16 protein-coding genes are annotated in these 13,144 nt (G+C 69.9%); 1 reads left to right on the top strand and 15 read right to left on the bottom strand.

What is annotated here, in order from left to right; genetic code table 11:
* Positions 1–90: 90 nt before the first annotated feature.
* The 15 genes from IEY20_RS00970 to IEY20_RS00900 all read right to left on the bottom strand — a co-directional run bounded on the left by IEY20_RS00970 (position 91) and on the right by IEY20_RS00900 (position 12,580).
* Positions 91–912, bottom strand: a complete 822-nt coding sequence (locus IEY20_RS00970) for a PP2C family protein-serine/threonine phosphatase (RefSeq protein ID WP_022904252.1) — start codon at positions 910–912, stop codon at positions 91–93.
* Between the two features lie 52 nt (positions 913–964).
* On the bottom strand, positions 965–1,603 hold the full coding sequence (locus IEY20_RS00965; protein ID WP_175329116.1) for an FHA domain-containing protein: 639 nt from the start codon (positions 1,601–1,603) through the stop codon (positions 965–967).
* A gap of 149 nt (positions 1,604–1,752) precedes the next feature.
* Positions 1,753–2,313: a hypothetical protein gene (locus tag IEY20_RS00960; RefSeq protein WP_175329115.1), complete on the bottom strand. Its 561-nt coding sequence runs from the start codon at positions 2,311–2,313 to the stop codon at positions 1,753–1,755.
* Between the two features lie 98 nt (positions 2,314–2,411).
* Positions 2,412–3,173: a YaaA family protein gene (locus IEY20_RS00955; protein ID WP_175329357.1), complete on the bottom strand. Its 762-nt coding sequence runs from the start codon at positions 3,171–3,173 to the stop codon at positions 2,412–2,414.
* Positions 3,174–3,178: 5 nt separating this feature from the next.
* Positions 3,179–3,442, bottom strand: a complete 264-nt coding sequence (locus IEY20_RS00950; RefSeq protein ID WP_022905158.1) for a F0F1 ATP synthase subunit epsilon — start codon at positions 3,440–3,442, stop codon at positions 3,179–3,181.
* Between the two features lies 1 nt (position 3,443).
* The gene (atpD, locus tag IEY20_RS00945; protein ID WP_175329114.1) at positions 3,444–4,898 is read right to left on the bottom strand and encodes a F0F1 ATP synthase subunit beta; all 1,455 of its coding nucleotides are present in this window, start codon (positions 4,896–4,898) and stop codon (positions 3,444–3,446) included.
* Positions 4,899–4,945: 47 nt separating this feature from the next.
* A complete protein-coding gene (locus tag IEY20_RS00940) occupies positions 4,946–5,848 on the bottom strand; it encodes a F0F1 ATP synthase subunit gamma (protein WP_022905155.1) in 903 nt (300 codons plus the stop codon).
* Positions 5,849–7,477 carry a F0F1 ATP synthase subunit alpha gene (atpA, locus tag IEY20_RS00935; protein ID WP_022905154.1) on the bottom strand — a complete coding sequence of 543 codons (1,629 nt, stop codon included), beginning with the start codon at positions 7,475–7,477 and terminating at the stop codon, positions 5,849–5,851.
* Between the two features lie 110 nt (positions 7,478–7,587).
* On the bottom strand, positions 7,588–8,382 hold the full coding sequence (locus IEY20_RS00930; RefSeq protein ID WP_175329113.1) for a F0F1 ATP synthase subunit delta: 795 nt from the start codon (positions 8,380–8,382) through the stop codon (positions 7,588–7,590).
* 2 nt (positions 8,383–8,384) lie between these two features.
* Positions 8,385–8,930, bottom strand: coding sequence for a F0F1 ATP synthase subunit B (locus IEY20_RS00925; protein ID WP_022905152.1), 546 nt, complete (start codon positions 8,928–8,930; stop codon positions 8,385–8,387).
* A 9-nt stretch (positions 8,931–8,939) separates the two neighbouring features.
* Positions 8,940–9,182, bottom strand: coding sequence for an ATP synthase F0 subunit C (gene atpE / locus IEY20_RS00920; RefSeq protein ID WP_175329112.1), 243 nt, complete (start codon positions 9,180–9,182; stop codon positions 8,940–8,942).
* 58 nt (positions 9,183–9,240) lie between these two features.
* The gene (gene atpB, locus IEY20_RS00915) at positions 9,241–10,101 is read right to left on the bottom strand and encodes a F0F1 ATP synthase subunit A (protein WP_022905150.1); all 861 of its coding nucleotides are present in this window, start codon (positions 10,099–10,101) and stop codon (positions 9,241–9,243) included.
* 105 nt (positions 10,102–10,206) lie between these two features.
* Positions 10,207–10,686 (bottom strand): Cg1360 family ATP-synthase-associated protein, encoded by a 480-nt coding sequence (locus IEY20_RS00910; protein ID WP_022905149.1) that lies wholly within the window; start codon positions 10,684–10,686, stop codon positions 10,207–10,209.
* Complete coding sequence (locus IEY20_RS00905) at positions 10,683–11,909, bottom strand: MraY family glycosyltransferase (protein WP_022905148.1); 1,227 nt, start codon at positions 11,907–11,909, stop codon at positions 10,683–10,685. Before IEY20_RS00905 ends, IEY20_RS00910 begins: the two co-directional genes overlap by 4 nt.
* On the bottom strand, positions 11,906–12,580 hold the full coding sequence (locus IEY20_RS00900; protein ID WP_022905147.1) for an L-threonylcarbamoyladenylate synthase: 675 nt from the start codon (positions 12,578–12,580) through the stop codon (positions 11,906–11,908). Before IEY20_RS00900 ends, IEY20_RS00905 begins: the two co-directional genes overlap by 4 nt.
* Before the next feature lie 38 nt (positions 12,581–12,618).
* Here IEY20_RS00900 and IEY20_RS16960 point away from each other — a divergent pair.
* Positions 12,619–13,144, top strand: a 526-nt coding sequence (locus IEY20_RS16960) for an HAD family hydrolase (protein ID WP_194461789.1), incomplete at its 3' end; no start/stop codon positions are given.

The following is a 13,144-nucleotide window of genomic DNA, read 5'->3' as shown; positions in this document are numbered from 1 at the left end:
CACGGCCATGTCATTGTACGGAAGGCCACCGACGCCCAGCCCGGGGGCCGGACCACCTCCCAGGACCGGACGACCCCAGTTCGGGGGCCGTCAGTGGCGGGGCAGGGTGTCCTCGACGTCGCCGTCGTCGGGCGCCCCGTCGACCTGCAGCACGACGACCGTCACGTTGTCGCGTCCCCCCGCGACCACCGCGTCGCCGACGAGGCGTTCAGCGAGGTCCTGTGCACCCTCGACGCGCGCAGCGATGCGGGCGATGCCGACGTCGCCGAGCTCCTTCGTCAGCCCGTCCGAGCAGACGATGTAGCGGTCGCCCTGCCGCAGCGGCAGGGTCCACCAGTCCGGCTCGGGCGGCTCACCGAACCCGACGGCGCGGGTGATGACGTTGCTGTCCGGGTGCCGTTCGGCGTCCTCGGCACGGAGGAGCCCCGCGTCCACCATCTCCTGCACGACCGAGTGGTCGACCGTCACGCGGCGGAGCACCCCGGCGTCGATGCGGTAGGTCCGCGAATCCCCGACGTTGAACACGAGCGCCGCGGGCTGCCCCTGCGACGCCACGAGGGCGATCCCGGTGACGGTCGTGCCGGCCCCGATGGCGTTCCCGCCCGCGGCGCGCTCGATGTCGGCGGTCGCGAGGAGGAGCGCGCGTTGGATCCCCTGCCGGGTGGTGAAGGGCTGCTCGGACACCTGTGCCAGCCGACGGACGACGGCGTCGCTGGCGCGGTCGCCCGCGAGGTGCCCGCCCATGCCGTCCGCGACCACGAAGAAGGGGGCCCCGACGATGTAGCTGTCCTCGTTGTGGTCACGACGCCGACCCACGTCGGTCGCAGCGCCCCACGACAGGGTGAGGACGGCGCCGTCGGCACCGGGGACGTCGATGGCGTGCGCAGTGGCTGCTCGGCCGAGTTCGGTCACGTGTCTTCGATCGCTCTCTGGGGGTTCGGGGGCACGACGGTCAGGGAACCGGTCACGGCCAGTCCGGCGGGGCGGGGACGGGATCCCCCGGGGCCGCACGGAGGTGCGGCGAGAGGATCTCGACGGTGTTGCCGTCGCCGATCTCGACAACCGTACCCGTCAGGACCACCGCGGTCCCACCCGCCGGCATGCGGAAGGGCGCTCCGGCGACCGGGCGGACCACGGTGCCGTTCGTCGATCGGAGGTCCTCGACGACCGCGGCCTCACCGGAGGCCTGCACGAGCACGTGCGACGACGAGACCTGTCCGGATGCTGACCGCACGGTCACGAGCCGGGGTTCCGGCCCGCGCACGACGCGCGGGAGCGTGGGACGACGCCCGACGATCACGGGCCGGTCGAGCCGCACGACGTGGTCCCCGATGCGGACGGAGGGCACCCGCGCGGTGCGCGGTTCGGCCGGGAGGCGCGGTGCCGGTCCCGCGAGCGGTGCGGCTCCCAGGGGTGGTCGCGGGGGTGCCCCGCGGACGGTGTCGTCGGTCGTCGGCTCCGGCCCGGCCAGGGCGCCGCGGAGGACGGTGTCGTCGTCCGCGGGGCCCACGGGGCGCGGACGGATCACGGTGTCGCCGAGTGGGTCGGCAGCACGGTCCAGCCGGGGTCGGATGACCGTGTCGCCCAGGAGGTCGTCGCTCACAGCGTCGTCGTTCACGGGATCGTCGGCGGACGCGGTGCGGTGGCGTGGTCGGATGACGGTGTCGTCGATCTCGTCGTGAGTGTCGTCGTCGCGCACCCGAGCCCTCCCTCGCTGGTGCTCCAACCGTAGACGATGCCGGGACCGCGACGTCACAGCCGCTCCCACGCGGGTCTCGTCCGGGTCCGGACCAGTCGTGCCACGAGTGACGCCAGCGGATCGTCCGCGGCGGTCTCGAGCGCGTACACGGCACGCGTCTGTGCGCGGGCGTCGGACCCGAGCGCCCACGCACACCAGGCTGCGAGGGCCAACGCCCCGGCCGCTCCCTGCGCACAGCCCTCCGGATCGCTCCCGGCTCTCCAGAACCGCCACGCCGCGGCCAGGCGGTCACCGGCCGTGCGCACCCGGTCGGGGTCCGGCGCGGGCCCCGCGCCGATCAGCGCGGGCGGCAGCCGGTCGGTGAAGGCGTCGAAGGGCACGACGGAGCGGGCGTCGCGCCCGGACGCATCGGCCACGTGCTCGAGCACGGCGAACCGCGTCGCGAGCGCGGCGCTCGTCGTGAGGACCGCGATCGACTCCGCGGGCGTCAGTGGGCGGCCCGCGGGTCCGGAGGTCAGGGCGGCGCAGGCCGCACGCAGGGTCACTGCGGCAGCGATCTCACGCGGGTACCGGATCGTTCGGTCGTGCTCGGACCGTGTCGTGGTGGGGATCATGCACGACATCGAAGCGCGATCCGTGCCTCCAGGCCGGTCGGGAGCCGCCACCTGTGGACGGCGACCCGACCCGTGCGACCTGTGGAGGACGAACGCCGTCAGGCGGGGACGCCCTCGAGGGACTCGGCCACCAGGTCCCAGCCGTCCTGGGTGCGCTCGAGGACGACGCCGTTCTCCGCAGCCCAGGAGAGCAGCCCCTCGGCGGAGGCGACCGCCGCGCCCGTCCGGCCGAGCAACGCGACCAGGCGCCCCTTCGCGGTCTTGTTCCAGTGGTTGAGCGCCTTGCGGCGGCCGGAGCCGTCGACGCTCACCACCCGGGGCGCGAGCGCACCCGGCACCGGACCGAGCTGTCGGTAGCCCTCGGACCGGAGGTCCAACACCACTCCGTCGGAGCGCGCGGCCAGCACCGGCGTCGAGACGGCCGGCCAGTGCGCGGCCAGCCGGAGGGTCCCGAGGCGGGAGTCGTGCGAGAGCCGGTACGCCGGGATCGCGTCCCCGGCACCGATCGGCCCGAACATCGCGGACTGCACCACGACGTGGTCGAACCACCACCGTCGGGTGGCGTCGTCGGCGCTCGGCGCACCGAGCGGGTCGTAGAGCACGCCCGTGTAGCGGTCGATCGCCGGCATCGTCGGCGAGGTCTCGAGCTCGAGGTTCCGGAACCGCTCGGCGATCGACTTCGGACCGAGCTTCAGCGCCGTCCGCGCAGAGGACTCCTCGGAACTGACGGAGCGGGCCGCGGTGATCACCGCGGCCCGCTCGTCGGACAGTTCCGGGAACGACAGCGCACGCAGGTCGAGTGTGCGGTCGGTGTCCCCGCCCTCCCGCTTCGTCTCCGAAGGCGGGAGGAGGACGGTCAGTCCGGTCAGGACGCCAGCGCGGCCTGCCGCGCCACGATCGTGACCGTGTCGTGCTCGACCGACAGGAAGCCGTCGGCGGCGTCCGCCGTCACCGTCGAGCCGTCGGCCCGGGTGATGCGGACCTGACCCTCGGCGAGGGTGGCGAGCAGCGGCTCGTGCCCCGCGAGGACACCGATCTGGCCCTCCGTCGTGCGTGCCACGACCATGGTGGCGTCGCCCGACCAGACCTCGCGGTCGGCCGAGACGACGCTCACGGTGAGTGCCGCCATGTCAGCGGTTCTCCTTCTGGATCTGCGCCCACTTCTCTTCGACGTCGTTGATGCCACCGACGTTGAAGAACGCCTGCGTCGCAACGTGGTCGAACTCGCCGTCGGCGATCGCGCGGAACGACTCGATGGTGTCCTTCAGCGGGACGGTCGAACCCTCGACGCCCGTGAACTTCTTCGCCATGTACGTGTTCTGCGAGAGGAACTGCTGGATACGACGAGCGCGCTCGACGGTGATCTTGTCCTCTTCGGAGAGCTCGTCCACACCGAGGATCGCGATGATCTCCTGCAGTTCCTTGTTCTTCTGGAGGATCTGCTTGACACGCGTCGCGGTCTCGTAGTGGTCGGCGCCCAGGTACCGGGGGTCCATGATCCGCGACGTGGAGGTCAGCGGGTCGATGGCCGGGTACAGACCCTGCGACGCGATCTCACGGGAGAGCTCGGTCGTGGCGTCGAGGTGCGCGAACGTGGTCGCCGGCGCCGGGTCGGTGTAGTCGTCGGCCGGCACGTAGATCGCCTGCAGCGAGGTGATCGAGTGACCACGCGTCGAGGTGATGCGCTCCTGGAGCACACCCATCTCGTCGGCGAGGTTCGGCTGGTAACCCACCGCGGACGGCATGCGGCCGAGCAGCGTGGAGACCTCGGAACCGGCCTGCGTGAACCGGAAGATGTTGTCGATGAAGAGGAGCACGTCCTGCTCCTGGACGTCACGGAAGTACTCCGCCATCGTCAGCGCCGACAGGGCCACGCGGAGACGCGTTCCCGGCGGCTCGTCCATCTGGCCGAACACGAGGGCGGTCTTGTCGAAGACGCCCGCCTCTTCCATCTCGCCGATGAGGTCGTTGCCCTCACGGGTGCGCTCACCGACACCGGCGAACACCGAGACACCACCGTGGTCCTGCGCGACGCGCTGGATCATCTCCTGGATGAGGACGGTCTTGCCGACGCCCGCACCACCGAAGAGACCGATCTTGCCACCCTGCACGTACGGGGTGAGGAGGTCGATCGACTTGATGCCCGTCTCGAACATCGTGGTCTTGGACTCGAGCTGGTCGAAGGCCGGGGCCTTGCGGTGGATCGGCCAGCGCTCGGTGACCTCGATGGCCTCGTCGGTGTTGAGCACGTTGCCCAGCACGTCGAAGACCTTGCCCTTGGTGACGTCACCGACGGGGACCGAGATCGGAACGCCCGAGTCACGGACCTCCTGGCCACGGACCAGACCGTCGGTCGGCTTCAGCGAGATGGCGCGGACGAGGTCGTCGCCGAGGTGCTGCGCGACCTCGAGGCCGATCTCCTGCGAGGAGTCACCGATGGTGATCGTCGTGTGCAGGAGGTTGTAGATTTCGGGGATGGCGTCGTGGGGGAACTCGATGTCGACGACGGGGCCCGTGACACGGGCGATCCGGCCGACACCGGGCGCCGACGACGTCTCGACCGCGGTGGTGGCGGTGTCGGTCATGGCTGGTGCCTTCCTGAGGGTGGGTAACTGTCCGCGAACGACGCGGACTACTTCTTCTTCGACGAGAGGGCGTCGGCGCCGCCGACGATCTCGGAGATCTGCTGCGTGATCTCGGCCTGACGCGCGTTGTTCGCGAGGCGGGTGAAGTCACGGATGAGGGAGTCCGCGTTGTCACTCGCCGACTTCATGGCCTTCTGGCGGGCGGCGTGCTCGGAAGCGGCCGACTGCAGCATGGCGTTGAAGATGCGGCTCTCGATGTAGACCGGGAGCAGAGCGTCGAGCACGGCGTCCGCGTCGGGCTCGAACTCGTACAGCGGGAGCGGCTCGTCGTTCGACGGCGCCTCGACGCCCTCGACGACCTCGAGCGGGAGCAGCCGGACGACCTGCGGCTCCTGCGTCGCGATGCTCACGAAGCGGTTGAACACGATGTGGATCTCGTCCACCCCGCCCTCGGCCGTGTCCTGGAGGAACTTGCCGACGACGGCGTCGCCGATCTCCTTGGCGGTCGAGAACTCGGGCTGGTCGGTGCCGCCGACCCACTGCTGCTCGGACGGGCGCTCACGGAAACCGAAGTACCCCACGGCCTTGCGGCCGACCAGGTAGAACACGACCTCCTTGCCCTCGCTGCGGAGGAGGGACGCGAGTTCCTCACCCTGCTTGAGGACGTTCGTGCTGAACGCACCGTTCAGACCGCGGTCCGAGGTGAACAGCACCACCGCGGCTCGCGTCGAGGACTCGGGCTCCGTGGTCAGCACGTGGTCGACGTTCGAGAACGTCGCCACGGCCGACACAGCCCGCGTCACGGCCCGCGAGTACGGACCGGACGCGGCCATGCGGGCCTGTGCCTTCTGGATCCGCGACGCCGAGATCAGTTCCATCGCGCGCGTGACCTTCTTCGTGGTCTTCGCGGACTTGATCCTCTGTCGGTAGACCCGGACCTGCGCTGCCATCTAGCGACGACCCTTGACGATCTGCTCCTGGTCGACGTCCTCGGAGGACGCGGACTCGAACTGCTCCGAGCCGAGCGTCTTGCCGTCGCTCGTCTGGAAGCCCTTCGTGAAGGCGTCGATCTCGCGGTCCATCGCGGCGACGGTCTCGTCGCTGAGCTGGTTGGTCTCGCGCAGGGTGGTGAGGATGTCCGAGTTGCGGCGGAGGTGCTCGAGCAGCTCCGACTCGAAGCGGAGGACGTCCGACACCGGGACCTCGTCGAGCTTGCCGTTGGTGCCGGCCCAGATCGAGACGACCTGCTCCTCGACCGGGTACGGCGAGTACTGCGGCTGCTTGAGGAGCTCGGTCAGACGCGCACCGCGGTCGAGCTGACGCCGCGACGCCTGGTCGAGGTCGGACGCGAACATCGCGAACGCCTCGAGCGAGCGGTACTGCGCGAGCTCGAGCTTGAGCGTGCCGGAGACCTTCTTGATCGACTTGACCTGCGCGTCACCGCCGACACGCGACACCGAGATGCCCACGTCGACCGCCGGACGCTGGTTCGCGTTGAAGAGGTCGGACTGCAAGAAGATCTGGCCGTCGGTGATCGAGATCACGTTGGTCGGGATGTACGCCGACACGTCGTTCGCCTTGGTCTCGATGATCGGGAGACCCGTCATCGAACCGGCGCCGAGGTCGTCGGACAGCTTCGCGCAACGCTCCAGCAGGCGGGAGTGCAGGTAGAAGACGTCGCCCGGGTAGGCCTCGCGGCCCGGCGGACGGCGGAGGAGGAGGGACACGGCACGGTAGGCCTCGGCCTGCTTCGACAGGTCGTCGAAGATGATCAGGACGTGCTTGCCGCCGTACATCCAGTGCTGGCCGATGGCCGAACCGGTGTAGGGGGCGAGGTACTTGAAGCCGGCCGGGTCGGAGGCGGGTGCCGCGACGATGGTGGTGTACTCCATCGCGCCGGCGTCCTCGAGCGCGCCCTTGACGGAGGCGATCGTGGAGCCCTTCTGACCGATGGCGACGTAGATGCAGCGGACCTGCTTGTCGACGTCGCCCGAGTCCCAGTTGGCCTTCTGGTTGATGATCGTGTCGATCGCGATCGCCGTCTTGCCGGTCTGGCGGTCGCCGATGATCAGCTGGCGCTGACCGCGGCCGACGGGGATCATCGCGTCGATGGCCTTGATGCCGGTCTGGAGCGGCTCGTGCACCGACTTGCGGGACATGACGCCGGGTGCCTGGAGCTCGAGGGCACGACGGCCCTCGGCCGGGATCTCGCCGAGACCGTCGATCGGGTTGCCGAGCGGGTCGACGACGCGTCCGAGGAAGCCGTCGCCGACCGGGGCCGAGAGGACCTCGCCGGTGCGGGTGACTTCCTGGCCCTCTTCGATGCCGTCGAACTCGCCGAGCACGATGGCGCCGATCTCGTCCTCGTCGAGGTTCTGCGCGAGGCCGAGCGTGCCGTCCGCGAAGCGGATGAGCTCGTTGGCCATGACGCCGGGGAGGCCCTCGACGTGCGCGATGCCGTCTCCGGCGTCGGTGACGTGCCCGACCTCGGCCGTGGAGGCCTTCGTCGGCTCGTAGTTCGAGACGAAGTCCTTCAGGGCATCACGGATCTCATCGGGGCTGATGGTGATGTCTGCCATGGGATTTTCCTTGTTGGTTTCCGGGGCCCTTCGGCTCCGAGAGGGTGATGCTGCCGTCACGACGACAGTTCCCGTTGTGGACTCTGGGTGGGGCGGCTTCGACGGTACGCTCAGCCGGCCAGCTGGAGCCGGAGCTCCGCCAGGCGCGTGGACACGGTGCCGTCGATGACGTCGCCGCCGATCTGCACCCGGACCCCGCCGACGACCGAGGGGTCGGCGACCTGGTTGATGCTGATGTCCTTGCCGTACCGCTCGCCGAGACCGCGGGCCACGCGGGCGGACTGTCCGGCGTCGAGCGGCGTCGCGGTGATGACGGTCGCGACGAGCTTGTCCGCCTGGTCGGCCACGATGCGGCTCGCGTCGCGGACCAGCTCGCCGATCCGACGGCCACGCGGCTGCTGCACGAGCGCCGAGAGGATCGTCACGGTCTGCTGCGACGCCTTGGAGCCGAGCAGCCGCTCGACGAGCGCGCCCTTCTCCGCCGGGCTGCCGAGCTTGGTGCCGAGCGCCAGCTCGAGGTCGGCGTCCGAACGGACGGCGGTCTCGAAGGCGAACAGCTCCGACTCGATGGAGGACTCCGACCCCGCAGTGGCGGCGACGGCGCGGATGCCCGCGTCCTCGATGCCCGCGAGGAGGTCCTGCTGCGAGGACCAGCGCGAGCCGGCCACCGCGGTCAGGACCGCACGCGTCGCGTCCGACTGACCGGCGAAGACGCGGTCGAGGACGACCTTCTTGCCGGCCGGGTCGGCCGTCGGGTCGGACAGCAGACCGAGCAGCTGCGGCGCACCGGCGATCGCACGCCCGGAGGCGAGGATCTCGGCACCCGTGGCCAGGTCGGCGCTGCTGCCGAGGTCGGCGAGCACCGCCCTCGTGGACGCGAGTGCTTCCCTGGTGGCGCTGCGCATGCTCAGCGCTCCCCGGCCTTGGACGCCTCGAGGTCCGCGAGGAAGCGGTCCACGACGGCGTTCGACTTCGCGTCGTCCTTGAGGGACTCCCCGATCACACCGGACGCGAGGTCCAGTGCGAGCGAGCCGACCTCGGTGCGGAGCGACTGGAGCGCGCTCTGGCGCTCGGCCTCGATCTGCGCCTGGGCGTTCGCGGTGATGCGGGCGGCATCGGCGGCAGCCTGCTCGCGGACCTCGTTGCCGATGGCGGTTGCGTCTGCACGGGCCTGCTCACGGATGCGCGACGCCTCGGCACGCGCTTCCGCCAGCTGCTTGTTGTACTCGTCGAGCGCAGCGGCGGCCTGCTCCTGAGCGGCCTCCGCCTTCTTGATGCCACCTTCGATGGCCTCGGTGCGCTCGTCGAGCATCTTCGTGATCCGCGGGATGATGACCCAGTAGAAGACCGCGAGGATGATGACGAACGCAACGGCCGACCACACGATGTCGTACACCGGCGGGACGAGGGGACTGTGCGTCTCCTCCGCCGCGATGATCAGTGCGTTCTGCATCGAGGGGCCTTAGTTGGTGCCGGTGAAGATGAAGTACGTCGCGATGCCGATGAAGGCAAGGGCCTCGGTGAAGGCGATACCGATGTACATGAGGGTCGTCAGACGGCCCTGGAGCTCCGGCTGGCGAGCGACGGACTCGATCGTCTTGCCGACGACGACGCCCACGCCGATGGCCGGGCCGATCGCTGCGAGGCCGTAGCCAACCGTCGCGATGTTGCCGTTGATTGCCGCGAGAACGGTCGTTGCGTCCACGTGTTTTCCTTTCAGGTGCGACCCGGCGGATGCCGTGCCGTATGGGGGTCAGTGCAGGTCAGTGCTCGTCAGCCAGCGCGAGCTGGATGTACACAGCGGTCAGCAGCATGAAGACGTACGCCTGCAGCAGCGCGACCAGGATCTCGAAGAAGCTGAACGCGATGCCGAACGCGAGCGTCCCGACACCGAAGAGCTTGAAGGCGCCCTCGGTGTCGAACAGGAAGAACTGCGTCGCCGCGAAGAACAGGACGAGCAGCAGGTGCCCGACGACCATGTTCATGAGCAGTCGCAGCGTCAGCGTCACCGGACGGAGCACGAAGGTCGAGACGAGCTCGATCGGCGTCACGATGATGTAGAGCGGCCACGGGACCCCGGGCGGGAAGAGCGCATTGCGCAGGAACGCGCCGGGGTGCTTCTTGAGGCCCGCGTAGATGAACGCCACGTAGGCGACGACCGCGAGGATCAGCGGGTACGCGATGCGGCTGGTGCCCTGCAGGTTGAACCCGGGGATCAGACCCGTCAGGTTCAGGAACAGCACCGAGAAGAAGATGGTGGCGAGGATCGGCAGGAACCGCTTGCCGTCCTTCTCGCCGAGGTTGTCGAACGTGTTGCGACGGACGACGTCGAACGCGTACTCGATGAGCGCCTGACCGCGACCGGGCACGAGCTTCATCGAGCGGGTCCCGACGATGCCGATGACCAGCAGGACGGCGACGGCGATGAAGCGGATGATGACGAGGCGGTCGATCTCGAACGGCGTGCCCGCGAAGAGGAGCGCGTCAGGGAAGAACTCGTTGATCGACGGACCGTGGAACTCGGCGGCCTGGCTGCTCCCCGCCGCGACGGGGTTGACCGCAGCGGTGAGGGACAGGGGAAGAGCGTGGGATAGCAGCGCTGTCTCCTGTGTCGGCGCGCGCACACACGGCACGCGATGGTGGACTTTGTGGAGGCTCGTCCGCTCCGAGCGCAGGCTCCGGACGCGGACTTCGAGAAGCCTATCAGGTGCGGGAGGCTTCCCGGGCTCTCAGTTGCGGGTGTCGCTCTTCCCAGGAGCCGAGGAGGAACCGGGGAGCGGCACGTCGATCGGGACCCGCGCGGTGGCGACCGCCACGACGTCGATGACGAGCGAGCCGACCACGCCGACGATGATCACGATCGCGAGGGTCGGGAAGTCGACCCAGTCCCGGCCGCGGAGCAGGAAGAGCGCGACGAGGAACAGCACGAACTTCAGCAGCCACGTCCCCATGACGATGCCGAAGAACGCGCCGGAGATCATCTGGCCCTTCGAGGCACGGAGCGCGACCAGGACGGACAGCGCGGTCAGCCCGAGGAACACGACGCTCAGCACCGCGCCGAGCAGGCCCCCGACGAGCCCGGGCGTGCCGGAGACCAGGAGCCCAACGACTCCCCCGACGACGGCGAGGCCGAGCGCGAGCAGGCCCGCCCAGACGAGGATGCGGCGGAACACCGGCCGGACGTGGTCGAGCGCGTTCGGTGCGGTCACGTGATGTCTCCAGGGATCGTGCGGTCGTTGGCGGCCCGGTCGAGCGGGTCGAGGCTGGCGTCCACCACGGCGGCGGAGCGGTTGGCGGTCTGGGCGGCGATCTCGGTGCGCTTCCGGCCGAGCGGCGCGAACGTGGCGACGGCGCACACGGTGAACCCGACGGCCACGAACGCGACCACCCAGTACCAGTCGACGAACAGGAACAGGAGGCAACCGAACGCGACGGTGGCCGTCCAGGCGTAGAAGATGAGCACCGCGTGGAAGTGCGAGTGCCCCATGTCGAGGAGCCGGTGGTGCAGGTGCTTCCGGTCCGCCGAGAACGGCGACTTGCCGGCGCTGAGCCGTCGGGTGACCGCGAGGCCGAAGTCGAGGATCGGCACGATGAGGATCGCGAACGGCAGCAGGATCGGGATGAACGCCGGCAGCAGCGCCTGACGGGTCTGCACGGCAGCGGGGTCGATGTTGCCCGTCACGCTCACCGCGCTGGTGGCCATCAGGAAGCCCACGAGCAGCGCGCCGGCATCCCCCATGAACAGCTTCGCGGGGTGCCAGTTGAGGATGAGGAACCCGAAGCACGCCCCGACGAGGACGGCCGTCAACAGCGACGGCAGGTTGAAGAAGAACTCCGTCTGCACGACCACGCGGTTGATGAAGAACGTGTAGAGGAAGAACACCCCGCCGGCGATGATCGCGACCCCGGCCACGAGCCCGTCCAGGCCGTCGATGAAGTTCACGGCGTTCATCACCAGCACGACCGCCAGCACCGTGAAGATGAGGCTCATGTACGAGGAACCGACGCCGAGCGTGTTGCCGATCGGCAGCGAGACGATCGCGACCCCCTGCCACGCCAGGATGCCGGCGGCGATGATCTGCCCGGCGAGCTTCGTCATCCAGTCCAGGTCCCAGATGTCGTCCGCGACGCCGAGCACGACGATGATCGTCGCGCCGCCGAGCACCGCGAGCACGCGCCCGGGTTCGGAGAACACCAGCCGGAAGTAGTCCGTCCCGGCGATCGACGGGAACAGGAACCACGCCGCGAGCATTGCGACGATGACGCCGAGGTACATCGCGATGCCCCCGAGGCGCGGTGTCGGCGTGCGGTGCACGTCGCGCTCGCGGACCTTCGGGTACCAGCCGTACCGGACCCCGAGCTTCCAGACCAGCCAGCTGATGCAGAAGCTCACGACCGCGGCGATGGCTCCCGCGAGCAGGTAGTACTTCACGCGACCAGGTCGGCCCCGACGACCCGCGCGATCTCGTCGTCCGGGATCACGCCGTGCCGCACGATCGTCAGCTTGCCCCCGGTCGAGAGCCCGGTCGCGTCGACGATCGTCGACCCGGTAGACGCCGCGAACCCGTCGTGCACCTCGATCGGCCCGCCGTCGAGGTACACCGAGACGCTGTCGCCGAGCATGCGCTCGGCCGCGTCGACGTCCATCGCCGCGGGGTCGCCCGTGCTGTTCGCCGAGGAGACCGCGAGCGGACCGACCTCCTGCAGGAGCTCGAGCGCGATCCGGGAGTCCGGCATGCGGAGCGCGACGGTGCCGCGGGTCTCGCCGAGGTCCCAGTCGAGCGACGGCTGCGCGCGGAGGATCACGGTGAGCCCGCCCGGCCAGAACTCGTCGACGAGGTCGCGCACCTGCTGCGGGACCTCGCTCGCGAGCGCGTCGAGCGTCGGCGGCCCGGGGATGAGCACGGGCGGCGGCGACTGCCGGGTGCGGCCCTTCGCGTCGAGCAGCCGCTGCACCGCGGACGCGCTGAACGCGTCGGCGGCGAGACCGTAGACGGTGTCGGTGGGCACGACGACGAGCTCTCCGCGTCCGAGTGCGGCACGTGCGAGCCGCATCCCGGTGAGGAGGCCGTCGGGGTCGGTGCAGTCGTATCGGGAGGCCATGACTCGCACGATGATAGTGCGACAGAATGGGTGGCATCGTGAACCAGACGCCCGTGCCCCCGCTCCTGTTCCTGTTCGACATGGACGAGGTCCTCGTGCACTACGACTGGCGGGTGCGGATGGAGGCCCTCGCCGCGTTCACCGGGCACGACTTCACCGAGCTCCGCCGGCGCTGGTGGGACTGCGGCAACGAGGCCCGCGCCGAGGCCGGGCACTACGCCGACGGCGACGCCTACCTCGCCGCGTTCGAGGACGCGATGGGTTGCGACGTCCCGGAGGCCGAGTGGGCACGGTTCCGCGGCGCGGCCATGACCGAACTCCCCGAGCGGATCGAGGCGGTCCGCATCGCGGCCGAGCACGGGCGCGTCGGGCTCCTCACGAACAACGGGCCGCTCGCCGGGCGGTGGATCGCGCGGTGGGCGCCGTCGCTCGCGCAGCTCTTCGGCGAGCACCTCGACACGACGAGCAACTTCGGCGCGCGCAAGCCCGAGCCCGAGGTCTTCACTCGGGCGCTCGAGCACCACGGCGTACCGGCTGAGCGGACCTTCTTCGCGGACGACATGA

The sequence above is a fragment of the Curtobacterium luteum genome (assembly GCF_014646995.1).
In the GTDB taxonomy this organism is placed as follows: Bacteria; Actinomycetota; Actinomycetes; order Actinomycetales; family Microbacteriaceae; genus Curtobacterium; species Curtobacterium luteum.
The sequence above is the reverse complement of the archived record's forward strand: the minus strand, read 5'-3'. Positions and strand labels throughout refer to the sequence as shown.